The sequence below is a fragment of the Streptomyces sp. ADI95-16 genome (genome assembly GCF_003721495.1).
GTDB lineage: Bacteria > Actinomycetota > Actinomycetes > Streptomycetales > Streptomycetaceae > Streptomyces > Streptomyces goshikiensis.
The window spans coordinates 7,174,757-7,193,867 of record NZ_CP033581.1 but is presented as its reverse complement, the minus strand read 5'-3'; the positions used below and the strand labels follow the sequence as shown (position 1 = coordinate 7,193,867).

Genomic DNA, 19,111 nt, shown 5'->3' with positions numbered 1-19,111 from the left:
CCAAACCCATAGGGGCACCCCCCCTGCCCTCCAGCTCCATACCGAGTTCCACGAAGAACGCGACGGCGGCGTCCATGTCCTCGACGACGATGCCGACGTTGTCCATCCGCTGAATCGGCATGCCGATCTCTCCTTCTTCCGCGTGCGGCCGGTGGTGGCCGCCGATGTCCCGGGGACGGAGCCGACGGTACGTTCTCGACATCGGGCCGCCGTCGACCCTGCCCTGGCGGCGGGCGCGACACCGAGGGTCAAGCAATGGCCACGGCTTGTTTACTATGTCCTCCCGTTCAGCGCGAACCAAAGGGCGGACAGCACATGCGCGTACTCCTGGTCGAGGACGAACCCGACCTCCGCGAGGTCGTGGCGGCCGGCCTCAAGGCCGCCGGTTACGCGGTCGACGGCGCCCACGACTGGCCGGAGGCGGACTTCCTGCTCGACCTGAACGCCTACGACTGCGTCGTCCTGGACCGCATGCTGCCCTCCGGGGACACCCTCCCCGCCCTGGAACACCGGCGCCGCTCCGGTTGGACGACCCCCGTGCTCTGCCTCACCGCGCTGCACACCCTCTCCGACCGGGTCGCCGGCTTCCGCTCCGGCACCGACGACTACCTCCCCAAGCCCTTCGCCATGGAGGAGCTCGTGATGCGGGTCGGCAGCCTGGCCCGGCGCGCGGGGAACCGGCTCCCCGTCCACCTCCGCCACGCCGGCCTGGAGCTGGACGCGGCCCGCCGCGAGGTCCGGCGGGACGGGATCCTGCTCACCCTGACCCACAAGGAGTACGCCGTCCTGCGGCACCTGCTCGTCCACCGGGAGACGGTGGTCACCCGCGCCGCGCTGGTCGAGCACTGCTGGGACGAGATGGCCGACCCCGTCTCGAACGTCGTCGACGCCGTCGTGGCCGGCCTGCGGCGCAAGCTCGGCCCGCCGCCGCTGATCCGCACCGTCCGCGGCCACGGCTTCCTGCTCGGCGGCGAAGACCACCACGAAGGCGACGACGGCGACGGCCCCGCCCCCGGCGGCCGCCGGGCCCCCCGGTGACCGGTGCCGCGCGGACGCCGAAGACGGCCCGCGGACGGGCCGGCCGCCGGCGGTCGCCCGCCCACAGACGCCTGCGGCGGCTCCAGCTCAGGCTGACCCTCGCCTACACCCTCATCACCCTGGCCGGCGTCAGCGCGCTGTCCTGGATGGTGATCCGCACCGACGAGCGCTCCTGGCGCGCCGCCGCCTACGACGAGATGGACCAGCGCGCCGCCGTCAGCACCTCGCTGATCTACTACACGGACGACGGCCTCCAGCTCGACGGCCTCTACGACGACGAAGCCACCCGCGGCGCCCCCCGCGTACGGGTGCTGCACGCGACACCCGGCGGCACGCTGCGCCTGGTCTTCACCTCCCCCGGACCGGCCCACCCCGCCGTGGCCGAGGGCCGGCTGGCCGCGCTCGCCCGCACCGCGATGGACCGCGACGACACCGTACGGACCGAGGCACCCGACTCCCGGGGCGCCGCCGCCTACCTGCTGGCCCGCCCCTTCCACCACGACGAGACGCAGGAGGTGCGCGGCGCGGTCGTGGTCGTCGGCGACCCGTCCCAGTGGATGGCCGAGCACCGCCGGCTGGCCGCCTCCGTCCTCGTCGGAGCCGGGCTGCTCACCGCCCTGGCCGCCGCGACGGGACACCTGCTGTCCGGCCGCAGCCTGCGGCCGGCCTGGCAGTCGCTGGAGGCGCAGGAGCGCATCCTCGCCGATGCCGCCCACGAGCTGCGGACCCCGGTCGCGGTGATGCGCAGCTCGGTCGACCTCGCGGGCACCGACCCGCGCGGCCCGGGCCCGCACCTGCCGCGCATCCGCCGGGCCACCGAGCGCCTCACGGACGTCGTCGACAACGTCCTCACCCGCGGCCGCCTCCAGACCGCCGGGCCGGACCTGCGGGCCGTCCCCCTGCGGCTCGACCAGCTGGTCGAGCAGGCCTGCGAGGAACTGGCGGCCGGCCCCCACGTGCTGACCACCTCCCTCGACGCGTCCGTGGTCACCGCGGACCCGGCGCTCGTCCGCATCGCCGTCCGCAACCTCCTCGACAACGCGGTGCGCCACGGCGCCACCCCGGCCCCCGCGCCCGCCGCCGCCGCGCGGAGGTGCACGTCATGGTCCGCGGCGCGACCGTGGCCGTGGCCGACCGGGGCCCGGGCATCGCGGCAGCCGACCTGCCCGCCCTGACGGAGCGGTTCCGCTCGCCGGGCGGCGGCACCGGGATCGGCCTGTCGCTGGTCTCCGAGATCGCCGCCGCGCACGGCGGTGACCTCACGGCGGACCTCCGCCCCGGCGGCGGCGCCCTGGTCCGACTCTCACTGGGCCCCGGAGACCCGGGACCCGCCCACGCGGGCGGCCCGACACGGCTTTAGGGCCTGAACCGCACCTCATCAATTCCTCACGATCGCTCCCGCAGGATGCGAATACCTCATCGCACCTCGCACAGGAGAACGTGTGCCGAAACACTCCACGACCCCGTTCCCGCGCCGCAAGGCCACCCTGGCCGCGGCCGCCGCGGGCGTCGCCGTCGCCGTCGGAGCGGGCCTGATGCTCTCCCAGGCCTCCGCAGGCCAGGCCGCCTCCCCCCGCCTCCCCGCGGCGAACGTGTCCTTCGACTACCAGATCGGCGCCCCCTACACGCCGCCCAAGGGCGTGGGCGCGGTCTCCCGGGACCGCTCCGCCCCGCCCGCCGCCGGGCTGTACAACGTCTGCTACATCAACGCCTTCCAGGCCCAGCCCGACGCCCTGGGCTGGTGGCAGAAGAACCACCCCGACCTCGTACTGCGCGACTCCTCGCGGCGCCCGGTCGTCGACGAGGACTGGGGCGAGGCCCTCCTCGACACCTCGACGGCCGACAAGCGCACCCGGCTCGCCAAGGTCGTCGGCGACTGGATCAGCGGCTGCGCCCGCAGCGGCTACCAGGCCGTCGAGCCGGACAACCTGGACTCCTTCTCCCGTTCCGGCGGCCGGCTGAAGAAGGCCGACAACGCCGCCTTCGCGAAACTGCTCGCCGACCGCGCACACGCGGCGGGCCTCGCCATCGGCCAGAAGAACACCGCCGACCTGCTCCCCGACCGGACGAAGATCGGCTTCGACTTCGCCGTCGCCGAGGAGTGCGGCCAGTACGACGAGTGCGGCGACTTCGCGAAGGCCTACGCGAACCGCGTGTTCGTCATCGAGTACCAGAACTCCGGCTACGGCAAGGCCTGCTCCGCCTGGGGCTCCAAGCTCTCCGTCGTCCAGCGCGACCTGGACGTGACGGCCCCCGGCTCCAAGGCGTACCGCTTCCGCACCTGCTGACCCCCTCCCCGGTCCCGGCCTCTCCCGCCCCCCTGCGGGAGAGGCCGCTGCGGCGTGCCCGGCGGGACCGGTGCTACAAGCCCGGCGCGCGCGAGCTCGTCGCGCTGTGCGAGGCCGACGGGGTGCCGGTGCCGGTGGGCGGCAGCGAGAACGACGGGGACGAGGACCGGGCGGGGCCGGACGGGGAGCCCGACGGCGACGGGGCCCGCGAGGGCGGGGCGGGCGAGCGCGACGGCAGCCCCGACGGCGAGGAGGACACGGAGGGGCCCGGCGGTGTCCGGCTCCCCCCGGGCGTCGGAGACGGCGACGGCGACGCTCCCGGCGTCGGCGTGCTCGATCCCGGTGTGGGACCGGGGGTGCTGATCTCGGGCGGGGCGGCGGGCGGCTCCGGGCGGGCCGGGGCGGCCCCGGGCGCGAGGACGACGTACCCGATCACCGTGGCCGCCGCGGCCAGCCCGGCCGCCATGGGCAGCACGAAGCGGCGCGTCCCGTACGCCCGCAGCCACGCGGGGCGGGAGCCGCGCGCGCGGGGTCCCGGCGGATCGGCGGGACGCAGGTCGCGCACGGTGATCTCGGCCGCCCGCGCGGCCAGCGCCCGGCGCAGCCGCCGCTCGACGGGGCGCTCGGCCGGGTGGCCGCCCGGCGATTCGCCGTACGAGGTCATATCCGTCCCTCCAGGATCCGTTCCAGCGCGTCCAGCCCCCGGCTCGCGTTCGATTTGACGGCGCCCCGGCTGATGCCGAGCGTGTCGGCTATCTCCGCCTCGCTCAGGTCGGCCCAGTAGCGCAGCACCAGCACCTGCCGCCGGCGGGGGGTCAGCCGCCCCAGGGCGGCGAGCACTTCGCGGTGCGCCTCGTCGAGGACGACGTGCGCCTCGGCGGACGGTACGTCGACGGCGGCGGGCGGGGTCCACGCGCGCGCCGTCCGTCTGCGGCGCAGCACGGAACGGGAGGTGTTCACCACGGCGGTGCGCAGGTAGCCCAGCGCGTTGTCCACCTCCGTGATGTTCTCCCCGTGCCGCCGGTACAGGGCGGTGAAGGCGTCCTGCACCACGTCCTCGGCGGTGGCCGGGTCGTCGACGAGCAGCACCGCGAGGCGCACCATGCGCAACCGGTGCGCGTGGTAGAGCGCGCTGACCGTGGGCGGCTGCCCGCTCTCCCCGTGTCCGGGGCCGGTGCCTTCGTGGCCCGGGTCGTAGGTGTACGAGAACCGGCGCGGCTGGGGCTCGGCGGCCGGGGCGGAACGCTCTCGGCGCAGCAGCCACCACCACGGGCCCCGCCGCTCCCGGCCGTGACCGGGAGCGAGGGGGCCTGCGGTTGAGACGAGGTGGAGCACAGGATTCCTCAGCTGCTGACGCGGCGCCGCACGGTGTACAGGGCGCCGGCACCGACCGCGATGAGCCCGGCGGCGCCGGCGCCGAGGGCCATGGTGGTGGTGGAGGAGCCAGTATGCGCGAGCTCGGAGGAGCCGGATCCGCCGGGGGCGGCACTGGGCGAGGCGGACGGGGTGGCGCCCGGCGGGGTCGGCGCCGGGGAGGGCGCGGCGGAGCCCGGGACGGCGCTCACCGACGGAGACGGGGCGGACGACGGCGCGGCGCTGCGGCTGGGGGTGGGGGTGGGCGTGCCGCGCGGCGGGACGCTGACGGAGGGCGACGGGCTCGCGCTCGCGCCGGGCGGCGTCGGGCTGGCGGACGGTCCCGTGGCGGCGAAGGCCGGCCCGGCCGCGAGAGCGATGGCCACTCCGGCGACGGCGGTGGTGACGGCCGCCGCCCGGCGGGCGGTCGAGGGGACGCTCTTCAGGTTCTTCACGGTGGTTCTCCGGTTCTCCACGGTCGGTGAGGGGCGCGGATCACGCCCTTCACCCCCGCACGACGCGCGACCCCGCCGGAGGTTGCCGCCCGGGAGAAAAAACTTTTCGCCGCCTTCGCCGGCCGGTCGGCGAGGGCGGCCACAAGTCCGGGCCGGAAAGGCCTGCCTTGACCCGGCGTCAGCTTCGCCGCGTGCGCCGGGAGATCCGGGAGAGCCGGTCGCGGGCTTCGCCGAGGAGCGCGACGCCCTCCTCGATCTCGCTGACCGGGCCCGCCGCGTAGCCGAGGATCAGCCCCGGCGGGCCCGGCCGCAGGCGGTGCCAGGACAGGGGGTGCGCCTTGACGCCGAGAGCGAGGGCCGCCGAGGCGAGGGCGGTGTCCTCGAAGCCGTCCTCGAAGCCGTCCTCGTCGAAGGTGACCATCAGGTGCAGCCCCGCCGCCGCGCCGTGCACGCGGGCGCCCGGCAGGTGGGCGGCGACGGCCCGCAGCATCGCGTCCCGGCGGCCGCGGTGGCGCCGCCGCACGAAGCGCAGGTGGCGTTCCAGCTCCCCGGAGTCCATCAGGTCGGCCAGCACCAGCTGGGCCAGGACCGCGTTGCCGAGGTCCGCGTACCGTTTGGCCTCCACCACGGCGTCCCGGTACCGGGGCGGGGCCAGCAGCCAGCCCAGCCGGAGCGCGGGCGCGAGCAGCTTGGACACGCTGCCCGTGTAGCAGACCCGCTCGGGCAGCAGCGCCTTCAGCGCGGGTACGGGCGCGCGGTCGTAGCGGTGCTCGGCGTCGTAGTCGTCCTCGATGACCACGCCCCCCGCGGCCGCCCAGCCCAGCAGTTCCCGGCGGCGTTCGCCGTCGAGGACGACCCCGGTCGGGAACTGGTGAGCCGGCGTCAGCAGGACCGCCCCGGCCCCGCCGGCCCGCAGCGCGGCCACGTCCAGCCCGGACGCGTCCACCCGTACCGGCGCCGTGGACAGCCGCCCGTAGTCCAGTTGCTGCCGGGCGCCGAGCGAGCCGGGGTCCTCCACCGCGACCCGCCGGACCCCGTCCTCGCGGAGCACCTGCGCGAGGAGCGCCAGTGCCTGGGCGACCCCGGCGACGATCACCACCTCGTCGGGGTCGGCCCGGATGCCGCGGTTGCGGGCCAGCCAGCCGGCCACCGCCTCCCGCAGCGCCGGCGCGCCCTGCGGATCGCCGTAGCCGAAGTCGGCCGGGGTGAGTCCGCCGAGGACCCGGCGTTCCGCTCGCAGCCAGGCGGTACGGGGGAAGGCGGTCAGGTCGGGTACGCCGGGCGAGAGGTCGATCCGGCAGGGCTCGGCGCGCAGCGCGTCTACCAGGCCGCCGCGGGCCGGGGTGCGCACGGGCCCGGCCGGTGCGGGCGGCGGGGCCGCGACGACCACGGTGCCGGCCCGGCCGCGCCCCGCGACCTGGCCGGTCTCGGCCAGCCGCTGGTAGGCCTCGGTGACCAGGCCGCGCGAGACGCCGAGTTCGGCGGCGAGGACCCGGCTGGCGGGCAGCCGGGTGCCGACCGGGAGCGTGCCGTCGGCGATCGCGGCGCGCAGTCGCCCGGCGAGCCACTCGGTGCGGCCGCCGGCGGGGGCCCGGCCGGGGTCGAGCTGAAGGAAGTCCGAGCCGCCGAGGAGGGCGGACCCGGTTGCGGACCCGGTCGCGGAGCCCGTTGCGGAGCGCGTTTTGGACCCCTGGAACAGAGGTTCATTGGACCTGCTCATGGGTCCATTCTGGGCCCAGGCTCGACGGTATGGAGCCACTGACCACCCACCCCGCGCCCGCGCCCGTATCCGTTTCCGCGTCAGCCCCCGTAGCAGCCCCGTCCGCCGCGCTGCGCGACCTCGCGCCCGGGATCGCCGGCATGGCGCTGGTCGGCAGCAGCGTCACCGTCTCCCGCTCGCTGGTCGACGCCCCGCTGTTCGCCACCCAGGCCGTCCGGTACGCGGCCGCCGCGCTGATCCTGTTCGCCCTCGCCCGGGCCGCCCGGGTGCCGGTGCTGCGCCCGCGCGGCCGGGAGTGGCTGTGGCTGGCGGGGATCGCCGCGACGGGTCTGGTGCTGTTCAACGTGGCCGTCGTACGCGGTGTCGCGCACGCCGAACCGGCCGTCATCGCGGTCGCGGTGGCCTCCGTGCCGGTCCTCCTCGGGGTGATCGGCCCGCTCCTGGAGGGCCGCCGGCCCAGCCGCCGGATCCTGCTGGCCGCCCCGGTCGTGGTGGCCGGGGCCGTCCTGGTGGAGGGGACCGGCCGGACGGACGCCGCCGGGGTGGCGTGGGCCGCGCTCGCGCTGGGCTGCGAGGCGGGGTTCACGCTGCTCGCGGTGCCGGTGCTGCGGCGGCACGGCGCGTGGGGGGTGTCGCTGCACGCGGTGTGGCTGGGGGCGGTGATGCTGGCGGGGCTCACCTTGCTCTGCGAGCGCCCGGCGGACCTCGCGGAGCTGGGCCCGCGGCAGTGGGCGGCCGCCGGGTACCTGGCCGTGATGGTGACGGCGGTGGCGTTCCTGCTCTGGTACCGCACCGTGGCCGCGGTCGGCTCCGGCCGGGCCGGGCTGCTGACCGGTGTCGCCCCGCTCGCCGCGGCCGGCGCCGGGGTGTGCGCGGGCGGCGGGGTACCGGGGCCGGCGGTGTGGCTGGGCCTGGCCGTGGTCGTCGCCGGGCTGGCGGCGGGACTGCGGGAACCCGCGGCGCGTCCGGCCCCTTGAGGGCCCGGGGCCGGCCGGTGGCGCCGGGCCGCCCGGCCGCCGCCGGTCCTGGCAGGATGGCCGCATGGAACGCGTACTTGGAATCGGTGGCTACTTCATGCGGGCGGCCGACCCGGCGGCCCTCGGCGCCTGGTACCGCGAGTGCCTGGGCCTGGACGTCGACGAGCACGGCCTGTGGCAGCAGGAAACCGGGCCGACGGTGTTCGCGACGTTCGAGTCCGGGACCGACTACTTCGGGTCCCGCGCGCAGCACACCATGCTCAACTTCCGGGTCCGCGACCTGGACGCGATGCTCGCGCAACTGCGCGCCAAGGGGGCCGACGTGGCCGGGGACACCCAGGACATGGAGGGTGTCGGCCGGTTCGGCTGGGTCACCGATCCCGAGGGCAACCGGGTCGAGCTGTGGCAGCCCGCCTGAGGGGTCAGCCGGTCGCGGGGACCAGCACCACGGCCGTCCCGTACGCGCACACCTCGGTGCCGACGTCGGCGGCGTCCGTCACGTCGAAGCGCATCATCAGGACCGCGTTCGCGCCGCGCGCCTTCGCGGCCTCGATGAGCCTCTCCATGGCCTGGTTGCGGGTCTCCACCAGTGTCTTGGTCAGGCCCTTCAGCTCGCCGCCGATCATCGACTTCAGACCGGCGCCGATCTGGCTGCCCAGGTGGCGGGAGCGCACGGTGAGGCCGAAGACCTCCCCGATGACCTGCTCGACCCGGTAGCCGGGGACGTCGTTGGTCGTCACGACCAGGACGCCGGTCTGCTGGGCCCCGGGGCCGCCGCTGTAGTCTTCGATACCCATGCGGCCACTCTGGATCCGGTGGCCGCCGCCCGCATCCTGAGCGGCCCGGACGATGGCGGCGCTGAGGACGGGCCCCGCGGCGATGCCGACGTCGGGCCGGACGTCAACCCCCTTGAGTACAACCTGGGTTGTACGGGGTCCCCACCTTGGGAAGTAGGCGGACTTCACCCTGTGGACGGGCGCGGCCGGGGGCGGATCGCCCGTAGATTTCCCCGAGCCGGACCCATACCGGCATCGGCCCTTCCCCCCGGGCCTCCGCCGCGAGGCCGTGCCCGTACGGGGGCGGGCACGGCCCCGCACGCACGCGCGGGCGTCGCATGCGCTCAGCCGTAAGCGAACCGCGCCCGGTGTCGCAGCCCGCGCGGGAGACAGTCCGCTTGCCGGAGACGGCCGTGCGAAGGCGCGCAAAGACGAGTTGCGAACGGCGGCGCGAACCGGCCGACCCCGCCCCACTAGCCCAAACGCCCGGCCCGGGTCGGCGTCTTTGCCATACGCAACCCAGCGAATTTCCCATCTGCATGTGCAGACGCCTCGCGCAGCAAGCGGGCGCGTTTCTTTTCTGACCGCTTGCCGCCCGCCCATTCGATCAATATCGATCAAAGACATGCGAAGTAGATATCGAATCTCCCGAAAAGATGACCATATCGAGGCCTGATCACAGGGCTTCAAGATTGCATGGATCGAGGGCCGATCAGTTAGCGACAGTGCGGCGCAAAGGGCAGGCGCTGACATGTAAGGTCGGCTTTCCGCAGGCAGTGGAGTTTCCTTCACGCACTGCGCGCGGCGGCGGCCCCGGGATGCAGCCCCGGGGCCGCCGGCGAGTCCGCAAAAAGCCAGAAAAGGAAATTCGCATGACCCACCAGAAGAAGCGGCGGCGCCACACTCGCGCCCCGGCCCCTTCCGCCGCCATTATGTCTGCCCCGCCGGACGAGGAAGGCCCCCCGGCTGAATCCGACGGCACCCCGCTCTGGGCGAGCCTCGTTCCGGTCGCCGTGCACGTGAGCGGAGCGGTCCTGCTGCTCGCCCTCACACCCGAGCCCTGGGCGGCCGCACCCCGACTGCTGGCCGACCTCACCGAAGCCGCCCGGGTCTGCTGCGCGCAGTGGGCCCGCCGCCGTGACCTGCGACGCCGCCGGCCCTGACGGCCCGCCGCGGGGGCGGCGGCCTCCGGGCCGCCGCCCCCGTCCCCCTGTCTTGAACCCCATCGAGTGATTGGCAGGCCAGAGGGCGACTCCCTAACATGAGCCCTTATCCCAACCCGCAGGCCTCTGACGAAGGCCACAAGGAGGGCTCATGGAGTTAGGGCAGGACCCACACACACCTTTGATTGACATGCACACCCCGAGCGTGGCCCGGATGTACGACTGGCTCCTCGGCGGAGTCGAGAACTACGCGAGCGATCGCGCGGCCTGCGCCGAACTTCTGCGCATCGCCCCCAGCACCCAGCTCCTCGCCCGCAACAACCGGGCCTTCCTGCGCCGCGTGGTCCGCATCCTGGTGGAGGACTACGGGATCCAGCAGTTCCTCGACCACGGTTCCGGCCTGCCCACGCAGGACAACGTCCACGAAGTGGCGCAGCGCGCCCACCCGGACTGCAAGGTCGCGTACATCGACAACGACCCGATGGTGCTGGCGCACGCCCGGACCATGCTGGACGAGAACGCGGGCACGGTCGTCGTCCACGCGGACCTGCGCGAGACCGAGCGGATCCGGCGGGAGACGGAGCCGTTCCTCGACTGGGAGCAGCCGATCGCCGCCCTGTTCGTGTCCGTCCTGCACTGCATCCCCGACGGGGACGAGCCCCGCTCCCCCGCGGCCGTGGTGCGCGAGACGGCCGATCTGCTGCCGGACGGCAGCTTCATGGTGGTCTGCCAGCTCGTCAGCGACGACCCCGTCGTGCGCCAGGACGTCACCAAGCTCATGGACGTCGCCACCCACGGCCACTGGGGCCGGGTCCGGGAGCCGCACGAGGTCCGGCGGTACTTCGACGGCCTGGAGATCCTCGATCCCGGCCTGGTCGACGTGGTCGACTGGCGGCCGGACGGCCCGCCCCCGCGCGCCCAGGACCGGCCCACGGACTGGGTGGAGTGGGGCGGCGTGGCCCGCGTCCCCACCCGGCGGGGCTGAGCGGGCCCTGGGCCCTGGGCCCTTCGGTACCGACGAGCACGGCGCGCCCGTCCCGCGAGGTGCGGGGCGGGCGCGTGGCCGGCGTCGAGGGCCGGGCGGGCGGGCGGGCGCCGGTCAGCCGTACTGCTCCATCGCTTCCTTGATCATCTTCCGGCTCTTCTCCAGGGACGTCGCCGCCATCCGGGCGCGGGTCAGGGCATTGCGGTAGTCGTCGAGGGCCCGTCGCCGGGTCACGTAGTTCGCACCGTTGATGTGCTCGACGTAGACCAGCTCGGCCGGCCCCCCGTCGCCGAACTGGAGGTGCGTGATCGGGTAGAGCGGCGCGATGCCGTAGCCCCGGGACATCTCGATGACGCGGATGTTCACCTTGGCGCTGTCGAAGGCGCGCAGCAGGTGGGCCAGCTGTCCGCGCATCACGTCGGCGTTGCCGAAGCGGCGGCGCAGGACGCTCTCGTCGAGCAGTACGGTCACCCGGGGCCCGGGCCGGTCGAAGACGAGCTGGCGCCTGATCCGCAGGTCCACCACCCGCTCCACTTCCGCGGCGGAGGCGCTCGGCATCACGGCGCGGACCATCTGCCGGGCGTACTCGCGGGTCTGGAGGAGACCCGGGACGACCATGTTCTCGTAGATGCACATGGCCGTGGCATCGCCCTCCAGCTGGATCAGGCGCTTGAGGAAGCCGGGCGTGACATCGCTGTACTGCTCGTACCACTCGCAGTCCTGAGCGTGCTGGAGGAGCCGCTCGATCGTCCGCATGTCCTCGGGGCCGACCCCGTAGTGCCGGGCCAGGTCCAGTACGTCGCGCTGTTTGGGGGGGCTCTCCCCGCGCTCCAGCCGGCTGATCTTGGACACCGATCCACGGATCACCGGTGCGACGTCCTTCAGCGTGAGGCCGCGGTCCTCACGCCATCCTCTGAGCTCTCTCCCCAGCATCCGCCCGGCCGCCTCCCTCCCGGGCTCCCGGTCCAGCGGCAGGACGGGGGCGACGGGGCCGGGCTGGTGCTCGGGGAGCGCGGGCATACGAACTCCGATATGACCGGGGTTGAGTGACAGCCCCAGAATGGTGCCTGAATACCCGCCGCTCCAAGCTTTGGCCCGAGCTTAGACCGTCATCCGGTCAGATGGTCGAACTCGGATCGCTTGGCGCCGTCGACGAACGCCTCGATCTCGGCGGTGGTGAACACCAGCGCCGGCCCGTCGGGGAAGCGCGAGTTGCGCACCGCCACACCGCCGCCGTCCAGCGCGGCGACTTCGACGCAGTTTCCGTTTCCGATGCTGGCGCTGCTCTTCACCCAGACCACGCCGGGGATTTCGCTCGCCACGACTCCATTGCGTAATTGCATGACTGCCCTCTCGTTGTCGGACACGCATGATCACGCAATCCCATATGGGATTGCGTGGCAGGCGCTCATGAGAATGCTAGCCAGGTGCAGGGTGCACGGGAGTCCCTCGAAAGAGTGCCCTGAACTCACTCCGCGCATATGATCCGACGGCCCTCCGAGGGTGTGCGGAGGCCACGGCCAGATATTACGCATATCGGGCTAATCGGCGGTGCGTCGCCCTGGCGATGTGCCGCGACCCGGTCATAGTCGTCCGTGGTGACCGCCTGGTCGCCGCCTCCGGCCGCGTGCCGCGGCCGGGCGGATGACTTCCTTCACAGAGGAGCCGGCTCATGCTGAAGCGCCCCAGGACCATCCTCGCTCTCGCCGCCGGAAGCCTGGTGCTCGGCCTGGTCGGAGCGGGCTTCGCCGTGGCGGACGAGGACCCGCTGCCCGACACCCAGGAGCAGGGGAGCGTCATGGACGACGGCTCGGACCACGGCTGGCCGGACCAGAACTCCAACAACGCAGACAACACGGACAACGCCGACACCACAGAGAACGCCGACGACAACGCAGAGAACGCAGACAACGCCGGCGACTCCTCGGAGAACGCCGCGGTGAGCCCCAACGGGAACCCGAACGGACGCCCGAACGGTCGTCCCAACGGTCGCCCCAACGGCCGTCCCAGCGGAAACACCACCGACGGAACCGACGGCACCGAGACCACCAAGGCCGTCTACGGCAAGGTCATCGCCCAGGGCCCGCTGAACATCCGCAACAAGCCGTACATCCACGCGATCAAGCTGGGTACGGTCCAGCCGAACCAGCGGGTCGAGCTCGTCTGCAAGAACACCGGGGACCCGGTCGACGGCAACAACGTCTGGTACCGCCTCGCCGGCCCCGACTCCCGCTGGGTGGCCGCCCGCTACGTCCGCAACCTCAGCACCGTGAAGGCCTGCCCCGCCCGTCCGCAGGAGCCGCGTCCGCAGCCGATGTCGTAACCCGGCAGCCCCAAGTCCGGCAGCCAAGTCCAGCCGCACAAGTCCGGCCGCCCGAAGTCCGGCCCCCCGTACCCCGGGCGGCCGGACTTCCGGCGTCAGGACCCGCGTTCAGGGCGCCGGGCGGACCGTCCGCGGACCCACGCACTCGACCCCGAACGCCCCTACCCGTGCGCGCAGTTCACGATCCGCCGTGACCACCACGCAGCCGCGCTCCGCGTACTGCCCGGCCAGCTCCACGATCCGGTCGTCGCCGCTCCCGGGAGCCGGGTCCACCCGTACCCGGGGCACGGACTCGACGCCCCGCGCGGCGCCCTCGACCACGAGGATGATCTCCTCCCCCGCGTCCCGCTCCGCCAGCCGGTCGCGCAGCCGCTCGGCCGCGCCCCGGCGGTCGCGCCACCAGCCGTCGGGCACGGATCCGACGACGTTCGCGGCGTCCACGATCAGTACGGTCACCGCACCCACACTAGAAGTCGCCGTAGTTGACCTGCCAGGTGGGCAGGCCCATCCGGCGCCAGACCGCGACCACCCGGTCCCGGTCGTCCAGCGACATCCGCACCGCGTACCGGTGGCGGACGTGCGCGTCGAACAGCTCGGCCTTCACCACGTCGTCCCGGCGCTGGTCCCCCGAAGCGCGCATCCACAGCTCGTCGTACGGCACCTCGTGGCGCGCGAGCCACTCCTCGGTCTCCGCCCGGTGGTCCTCGCTGCGCCCGGACAGCAGCACGATGGTGTCACCCTCGGCGCGCCTGAACGCGTCGAGCGCGTACCGGACCGGCTCGTTGAGCAGGTCGACCCCGCAGCGGGTGAAGTCGTAGACGTGGCGGTCGCCGGTCAGCGCGAGCGTCCCGTCGATGTCGCACATCACGGCGGCGGGCAGCGCCGGGTCGGCCACGTACGGCGCGACGGGCGGCTCGTCGTTCAGCCACTCGGCGGTCAGCCGCCAGCCGCCCTTGCGGGACCGCTGGTGCTTGTCGGCGAGTATCCGGATGATCTCCTCGCCGACCTGCCGTTCCCGCGCCGCGTCCCGGGCCACGCACTCCTCAACGGACACGTCGGTGAAGTCGTGCACGACGAAGGTGGCGAGCCCCGCGACCGCGGCTTTCAGGCGCTTGGGGATGTGCGGGGTGAGGTGCGTGTTGTCGACGACCACGTCGAAGCCGTCCTCGACCGCCGCGCGCACGGCCGCGTCCTGGATGGCCAGGACGGTCTGTTCGTGCTTGTACGAGCGGCTGTGCTCGGGGTCGGGCACGTCGAGCATGGCCCGCAGGTCGTCGAGGTTGACGCGGCGCATCCGCCCTCCGGCCCCGGCCTGCAAGGCCCGCGCCGCGGTCGTCTTCCCCGAGGCCGGCAACCCCGTCATGACATGGACGACGGGGCGTACGGGGTCTTCGGACACTGGTCAGTTCTCCTCATCGGTGGTGTACGGGTCGGACGTCTCGGGCCGCAGGTCCCGCCAGACGGCGAGCTCGGTGGACCGGCCGTCCAGGCGCAGGAACATCGCCGCGCGCAGCCGGCCGTCGGGCAGCGCCTTCGCGGCCCGCGCGAACGCGCCGCGGTCGCCGGCCAGGTGGGCGAGGCCCTGGAAGGCCTGGTCGACGGCGCGCTCGCGGAGCGCGGCCTCGGCTTCGAGCCGGGCGATGACCTGGCGCACCCAGGCGTCGAACTCGTCGGGCACCTGGTCCAGCAGCGCGTCGAGCGGCTTGTCGCCCCAGGCCTCGATGTCCGCGGCCGTGCATCCCAGGTGCTGCGCCAGCTGCTTGGCGGGCAGGCCGGCGAAGCGCTGGATGCCGTGGCCGCGCCAGATGTCGCGCTCGGTGACGCGGGTGAGCACCTTGTGCAGCCGTACGTACTCGGAGATCTTGGCCTTGGCCCGGACTCCGGACGCGAAGCGCAGCACGAAGCCCTCGGCGTCGGTGCCGGTGGCGGCGCGGCCGCCGGGCAGGGTGCTGGACTCGGTCAGCGCGATCAGTTCGGCCAGCGGCATCGCGGGCCACACCGTGACGACGGAGCCGATGGGCTGCCAGTGCGCGGCGGCTTCGGCGAGCGGGACCTCGGTGCCGTCCCGGTCGTAGGCGGCGAGCAGGACCAGGTCCCGGCGGTCGCCGTAGTCGACGACGATGCGGTTCTCCGGGTACAGGATCTCGGCGAGGTAGGTCACGCCGGGGACCAGGCCCGAGGTGTCCTTCGCGTCGAGGCGGCGCTGTGCCCAGGTGGCCTGGGCGCTGATGAAGGAACCCTTGGACGCGACCCGCCAGCGGCCGGCGTAGTGGAAGACGACGGCGAGGCTGCCGTCGACCTTCTCGTACACCTCGAACGGCTCGTCCCTCGGCAGCGGCGGCGCGTACGGCCGGCCCGACTCGTGCTCGCCGACGTTGAAGAACTTCGGCAGCGGCAGGGCGACGACGGCGCCGGTGGTGTCGTCGGCGACGAGGCCGCGACAGCGCGTGGTGACCTGGTTCCACACCTGCTCGTACTGGGCCGTCCGGCTGTACGTGTAGATGGACAGCGGCAGTTCGGGGTGCGACTTGCGGGTCACGTGCCCGGCGTCGATGGCGGCCGCCAGGTCCTGGGGCGGCAGCAGGTCGTGCAGAGTCAGGTGGGCCTGGCTCATGGGGTTCCCTCCCGGATTGAGATGCTCCATTCTCACGTGCGGGAGGCACGCTCCGACAGCTAATTACGCCTGGTCACCGCCGAGGTGACGGTGCCGCGCGGGCGCTGGGCGCAGGCGCGGCTAGTGGGAGACGCAGAGTTCGTTGCCTTGCGGATCGGCGAGCGTCGTCCAGGTGTAGGGGCCCTGGCTGGCGTCGTGGAGGTGCCGGGCGCCCTTGGCGATCAGGCGTTCGACGACGGCTTTCGGGTCGTCGGATCCGGTGCGGACGTCGAGGTGGACGCGGTTCTTGACGGTCTTGGCGTCGCTGACGTACTGGAAGAGGACGCGGGGTGCGCGGTCGAGGCCCTCCGGGTGGCGGATCCCGGTGCCGGCCTTCCACACGAGGGTGCCGCGGTGGGTGGTGGTGTCCTCCTCGGTCGCCCGGCCGTCCTCGATCATGCGGCGGATGAAGGCCTCGTCGCTGGACTCGACCTCCCAGCCGAGGGCGTCGGCCCACCAGTCGGCGAGGACGTGCGGTTCGGCGGAGTCGATGGTCACCTGAAACGTGTATGCCATGGCGGGGACCCTACTGAGGTGCGGGCGGGGTCGCCACAGGGAGCGGCGGGCGCGGACGCGTGCCGGGAGGGAACGGGAATGATCCTGCGGAGGCTGTCCGCCCTGCTGTTCCCGCCGGGGCCGGACGGATCGAGCGGGCCGCACGGGGTGGTGGCGCCGCTGCTGATCGTGCTCACCTTCGTGAGCGGGCTGGTGGACGCCGTGAGCTACCTCGGGCTCGACCACGTCTTCGTCGCCAACATGACGGGCAACGTGGTGTTCCTCGGGTTCGCGCTCGCCGGGGACCGCGAACTGTCCGGCGCGGCCTCGGTCCTGGCGCTGGGGGCCTTCATCGCCGGGGCCATGGCGGCCGGGCGGCTGCGCCGCGACAGACCGGCGGCGCGGATGTTCGGGCCGCTGGTGGCGGTGCAGGCGGCCCTGGTCGGCGCCGCGTTCGCCGCGACGTCCTCCGGCGGCGGTCAGCTCGCGGTGGTCGGGCTGCTCGCGCTCGGCATGGGGCTGCAGAACGCGGTGGTCCACCGGCTGGCGGTACCGGACCTGACCACGACGGTGGTCACCCGGGCGCTGACGGGGCTGGCCGCCGATCCCTGGGGCGCGCCCGCGGTACGGCGTCTGGTGTCGGTCGTGGCCCTGCTGTGCGGGGCCTTCGCCGGGGGTCTGCTGACGCTGCACCACGGTTCGCGCTGGGCGCTGCTCACGGCGGTCGTCCTGCTGGCCTGGGTCGCGGTGGCGGGGCTCCGGGCGGGCGCCGGGAGGAAGTCCGGCTGAGCCCCGGTCAGCGGCGGTCGGCCCCGGTCAGCCGCGGCGGGCGCTCGCGTCGGGGGGCCGGCGTGGGGCCCGGCGGGATCGCAGGTGCTCCGCGGCGAACGCGACGCAGGTCAGGAGCCAGGCGGCGACGGCGATCCACAGCAGCGGCTCACCCAGCCGGCGAAGCCAGGCCACGCCCGTCGGCGCGGCCGCCGAGAGGCAGGCGGTCGCGGTCATGCCGAGCGGGAAGACGGTGGCCCAGCGCCGGATGTCGTAGCGCGGGCGCGGTCTGCCCAGTTCGGCGGCGAGGAGGACCACGTACCAGACGAGGGACAGGCCGAGGGCGACGAGCGTGACGGTGCGCAGCGCGGTGTGCGTCCAGCCCGTCCAGACGGGTGATTCGAGGAGCTTGGAGCCGGCCAGGGCGGTGAGGGCCAGCGCGCCGCCCGCCACCCAGTGGTCGCCGGCGCCCCTGCACACCTCGCGGAAGTCGAACCGTACGAGCGCGGCGCCGTACAGCAGCAGTCCGAGGCAGAACGCGGCCAGCGCCGCCCGGGCGAGCCACGTCTGCCGGTCCGCCGCGGCGAGCACCGCCGCGAGGAGGGCGAGCCCCTGGGTCGCGACGCAGACGAGGAAGGCGGCCCCGGGCATCCGCCGGTGCCGGTGCCGGTGCGCCACGACGGCGTACGACAGCCCCGGCCAGAGCGCGGCGGCCAGTGCCAGCGCGGCGGCGGCCGCAGCCTGCCATCCCAGCATCGAGAGCCGGGTCCCGAGGACGGTGGTGGCGGCGACCGCCGTCAGCGCGGCCGGGGTGTCGGCCTCGGCGCGGAAGCGGCCGCGGTCGCCGGTCAGCCGGGCGGCGAAGTCCCGGGCGAGGACGAGCCACAGCAGCGCCGCGATCGCCAGGGCCGCGAGGGACAGCGGGTCGTACCCGATCAGGTGCAGGCCGACGGAGAGGATCCCGGCGGCCATGACGGCCGCGCCCGCCGCCGGGGGCAGTCCGGCCAGCCAGGCGCGCTCGCATGCGGGGTCCACCCCTCCAGCGGACACCCGTGGCGGGCGGCGCGCCAGCGCGGTGCGCCGCCCGCAGCGGGTTCCCGGCCCGGCGGGGTCAGCGGACGCCGCGGGTACGGAACTGGACGCTGATCCGGGGGCCGACGGCGCGGGCCGATTTGGGGACGGCGTGCTCCATCGTGCGCTGGCAGGAGCCGCCCATCACGACGAGGTCGCCGTGCCCCAGCGGCAGCCGCAGCAGGGTGGCTCCGCCGTCGCGGGGGCGCAGGGTGAGATCGCGGGGGTCTCCGACGGAGACGATCGCGACCATGGTGTCCTCGGTGGCGGAGCGGCCGCTCCGGTCGCCGTGCCAGGCGACGCTGTCGCGGCCGTCCCGGTAGAGGCACAGCCCGGCGGTGGCGAACGGCTCGCCGAGCTCGGCGGCGTAGTGCCGGCTCAGGGCGGTACGGGCGGTGGTGAGGGCGGGATGCGGAAGCGGCTCCCCCTCGCCGTAGAAGGCGAGCAGCCGGGGCACCTCGACCTCGCGGTCGTACATCTGGCGGCGCTCGGCCCGCCAGGGCACCTCGGCGGCCAGCCGCTCGAACAGCGCGTCGGCCCCGGTCAGCCAGCCGGGCAGGTGGTCCACCCAGGCCCCGGCGCCGAGCTCGGTGCGGCGCAGCCCGCGGAGCGGGCCGAGCCCGGTCTCGTCGGCCTGGTCGAAGAGCGAGCCCTGGAGTGCGTGCATGGCTCCAGCCTACCGCGCCATCCGAACAAGTGCTCGATTACTGAGCGGCCCCGAGTTGCGCGATCCGGTCCGCGGTGTTTAGGGCGGCCGTTCCCGGTCAGACGCATCTACGTCCACCCGTCCCGACGCCATGGAGGAACCACATGTCGCACGGAGAGAAGGCAAAGGCCAAGACCGAGCAGGCCAAGGGCAAGGCCAAGGAGGCCGCCGGCCGCGCCGTGGGCAACGAGAGCCTCACCGCCGAGGGCCGCATGGACCAGGCGAAGGGCGACGCCCGCCAGGCCAAGGAAAAGATCAAGGACACCCTCAAGGACTGACCGCACGCACGCGGCGCGTCGCCTCCCCGGCACCGGTGCCGGGGAGGCGACGCGCCGCGTGC

Annotated in this window: 24 protein-coding genes and 1 pseudogene; 11 read left to right on the top strand and 14 right to left on the bottom strand. The window is 74.0% G+C overall.

Annotation, left to right across the window (positions count from 1 at the left end):
• Positions 1-22 precede the first annotated feature (22 nt).
• Positions 23-202 (bottom strand): annotated as a pseudogene (locus EES41_RS43250) (VOC family protein); the annotation flags it as partial.
• 113 nt (positions 203-315) lie between these two features.
• Between EES41_RS43250 and EES41_RS31925 the strand changes: the two are divergent.
• The 4 genes from EES41_RS31925 (at position 316) to EES41_RS31915 (ending at position 3,326) form a co-directional block, all read left to right on the top strand.
• The gene (locus tag EES41_RS31925; protein WP_123081415.1) at positions 316-1,038 is read left to right on the top strand and encodes a response regulator transcription factor; all 723 of its coding nucleotides are present in this window, start codon (positions 316-318) and stop codon (positions 1,036-1,038) included.
• Positions 1,035-2,213 (top strand): HAMP domain-containing sensor histidine kinase, encoded by a 1,179-nt coding sequence (locus EES41_RS31920; RefSeq protein ID WP_254211641.1) that lies wholly within the window; start codon positions 1,035-1,037, stop codon positions 2,211-2,213. The genes EES41_RS31925 and EES41_RS31920 overlap by 4 nt, the downstream gene beginning before the upstream one ends.
• Positions 2,141-2,398, top strand: coding sequence for an ATP-binding protein (locus EES41_RS43245; RefSeq protein WP_254211640.1), 258 nt, complete (start codon positions 2,141-2,143; stop codon positions 2,396-2,398). The genes EES41_RS31920 and EES41_RS43245 overlap by 73 nt, the downstream gene beginning before the upstream one ends.
• 82 nt (positions 2,399-2,480) lie before the next feature.
• Complete coding sequence (locus EES41_RS31915) at positions 2,481-3,326, top strand: endo alpha-1,4 polygalactosaminidase (RefSeq protein WP_123081414.1); 846 nt, start codon at positions 2,481-2,483, stop codon at positions 3,324-3,326.
• Between the two features lie 73 nt (positions 3,327-3,399).
• Here the strand turns inward: EES41_RS31915 and EES41_RS31910 are convergent, their stop codons facing one another.
• The 4 genes from EES41_RS31910 to EES41_RS31895 form a co-directional block, all read right to left on the bottom strand.
• Complete coding sequence (locus EES41_RS31910) at positions 3,400-3,990, bottom strand: hypothetical protein (RefSeq protein WP_123081413.1); 591 nt, start codon at positions 3,988-3,990, stop codon at positions 3,400-3,402.
• A complete protein-coding gene (locus tag EES41_RS31905) occupies positions 3,987-4,661 on the bottom strand; it encodes an RNA polymerase sigma factor (RefSeq protein ID WP_254211639.1) in 675 nt (224 codons plus the stop codon). The genes EES41_RS31910 and EES41_RS31905 overlap by 4 nt, the downstream gene beginning before the upstream one ends.
• Positions 4,662-4,669: 8 nt before the next feature.
• Entirely contained in the window at positions 4,670-5,134 is a 465-nt protein-coding gene (locus EES41_RS31900) for an LAETG motif-containing sortase-dependent surface protein (RefSeq protein ID WP_123081412.1), read from the bottom strand.
• Positions 5,135-5,312: 178 nt separating this feature from the next.
• Positions 5,313-6,854, bottom strand: coding sequence for a PLP-dependent aminotransferase family protein (locus EES41_RS31895; RefSeq protein WP_123081411.1), 1,542 nt, complete (start codon positions 6,852-6,854; stop codon positions 5,313-5,315).
• A gap of 29 nt (positions 6,855-6,883) precedes the next feature.
• On the opposite strand from EES41_RS31895, the gene EES41_RS31890 reads away from it, so the two are divergent.
• Together EES41_RS31890 and EES41_RS31885 are read left to right on the top strand one after the other, a co-directional pair.
• On the top strand, positions 6,884-7,831 hold the full coding sequence (locus tag EES41_RS31890) for a DMT family transporter (RefSeq protein ID WP_123081410.1): 948 nt from the start codon (positions 6,884-6,886) through the stop codon (positions 7,829-7,831).
• A gap of 64 nt (positions 7,832-7,895) precedes the next feature.
• A complete protein-coding gene (locus EES41_RS31885) occupies positions 7,896-8,249 on the top strand; it encodes a VOC family protein (protein ID WP_123081409.1) in 354 nt (117 codons plus the stop codon).
• A 4-nt stretch (positions 8,250-8,253) separates the two neighbouring features.
• Here EES41_RS31885 and EES41_RS31880 read toward each other — a convergent pair whose 3' ends face one another.
• Positions 8,254-8,628 (bottom strand): YbjQ family protein, encoded by a 375-nt coding sequence (locus tag EES41_RS31880; RefSeq protein ID WP_037800117.1) that lies wholly within the window; start codon positions 8,626-8,628, stop codon positions 8,254-8,256.
• Between the two features lie 911 nt (positions 8,629-9,539).
• On the opposite strand from EES41_RS31880, the gene EES41_RS31875 reads away from it, so the two are divergent.
• Entirely contained in the window at positions 9,540-9,770 is a 231-nt protein-coding gene (locus tag EES41_RS31875) for a hypothetical protein (protein ID WP_164495997.1), read from the top strand.
• 151 nt (positions 9,771-9,921) lie between these two features.
• Positions 9,922-10,755 carry an SAM-dependent methyltransferase gene (locus EES41_RS31870; protein ID WP_123081407.1) on the top strand — a complete coding sequence of 278 codons (834 nt, stop codon included), beginning with the start codon at positions 9,922-9,924 and terminating at the stop codon, positions 10,753-10,755.
• Positions 10,756-10,869: 114 nt separating this feature from the next.
• On the opposite strand, the gene EES41_RS31865 is transcribed toward EES41_RS31870, so the two are convergent.
• Together EES41_RS31865 and EES41_RS31860 are read right to left on the bottom strand one after the other, a co-directional pair.
• The gene (locus tag EES41_RS31865; RefSeq protein ID WP_123081406.1) at positions 10,870-11,775 is read right to left on the bottom strand and encodes a helix-turn-helix transcriptional regulator; all 906 of its coding nucleotides are present in this window, start codon (positions 11,773-11,775) and stop codon (positions 10,870-10,872) included.
• A gap of 89 nt (positions 11,776-11,864) precedes the next feature.
• On the bottom strand, positions 11,865-12,098 hold the full coding sequence (locus EES41_RS31860; RefSeq protein ID WP_123081405.1) for a DUF397 domain-containing protein: 234 nt from the start codon (positions 12,096-12,098) through the stop codon (positions 11,865-11,867).
• A gap of 329 nt (positions 12,099-12,427) precedes the next feature.
• Between EES41_RS31860 and EES41_RS31855 the strand changes: the two genes are divergently transcribed.
• The gene (locus EES41_RS31855; protein ID WP_123081404.1) at positions 12,428-13,078 is read left to right on the top strand and encodes an SH3 domain-containing protein; all 651 of its coding nucleotides are present in this window, start codon (positions 12,428-12,430) and stop codon (positions 13,076-13,078) included.
• 108 nt (positions 13,079-13,186) lie between these two features.
• On the opposite strand, the gene EES41_RS31850 is transcribed toward EES41_RS31855, so the two are convergent.
• The 4 genes from EES41_RS31850 to EES41_RS31835 form a co-directional block, all read right to left on the bottom strand.
• The gene (locus EES41_RS31850) at positions 13,187-13,543 is read right to left on the bottom strand and encodes an NTP pyrophosphohydrolase (protein ID WP_123081403.1); all 357 of its coding nucleotides are present in this window, start codon (positions 13,541-13,543) and stop codon (positions 13,187-13,189) included.
• A 1-nt stretch (position 13,544) separates the two neighbouring features.
• On the bottom strand, positions 13,545-14,477 hold the full coding sequence (locus EES41_RS31845; RefSeq protein WP_229895246.1) for an AAA family ATPase: 933 nt from the start codon (positions 14,475-14,477) through the stop codon (positions 13,545-13,547).
• A 3-nt stretch (positions 14,478-14,480) separates the two neighbouring features.
• A complete protein-coding gene (locus tag EES41_RS31840) occupies positions 14,481-15,692 on the bottom strand; it encodes an RNA ligase (RefSeq protein ID WP_123081402.1) in 1,212 nt (403 codons plus the stop codon).
• Positions 15,693-15,812: 120 nt separating this feature from the next.
• Complete coding sequence (locus EES41_RS31835; protein ID WP_037798729.1) at positions 15,813-16,247, bottom strand: VOC family protein; 435 nt, start codon at positions 16,245-16,247, stop codon at positions 15,813-15,815.
• Positions 16,248-16,325: 78 nt separating this feature from the next.
• On the opposite strand from EES41_RS31835, the gene EES41_RS31830 reads away from it, so the two are divergent.
• Positions 16,326-17,015, top strand: coding sequence for a YoaK family protein (locus EES41_RS31830; protein ID WP_123081401.1), 690 nt, complete (start codon positions 16,326-16,328; stop codon positions 17,013-17,015).
• Between the two features lie 27 nt (positions 17,016-17,042).
• On the opposite strand, the gene EES41_RS31825 is transcribed toward EES41_RS31830, so the two are convergent.
• Together EES41_RS31825 and EES41_RS31820 are read right to left on the bottom strand one after the other, a co-directional pair.
• Positions 17,043-18,029 (bottom strand): hypothetical protein, encoded by a 987-nt coding sequence (locus EES41_RS31825; protein ID WP_302186176.1) that lies wholly within the window; start codon positions 18,027-18,029, stop codon positions 17,043-17,045.
• A 76-nt stretch (positions 18,030-18,105) separates the two neighbouring features.
• Positions 18,106-18,732, bottom strand: a complete 627-nt coding sequence (locus tag EES41_RS31820) for an alpha-ketoglutarate-dependent dioxygenase AlkB (protein ID WP_123081400.1) — start codon at positions 18,730-18,732, stop codon at positions 18,106-18,108.
• A 143-nt stretch (positions 18,733-18,875) separates the two neighbouring features.
• Here EES41_RS31820 and EES41_RS31815 point away from each other — a divergent pair, with 143 nt between their 5' ends.
• On the top strand, positions 18,876-19,049 hold the full coding sequence (locus EES41_RS31815; protein ID WP_123081399.1) for a CsbD family protein: 174 nt from the start codon (positions 18,876-18,878) through the stop codon (positions 19,047-19,049).
• Positions 19,050-19,111 lie beyond the last annotated feature (62 nt).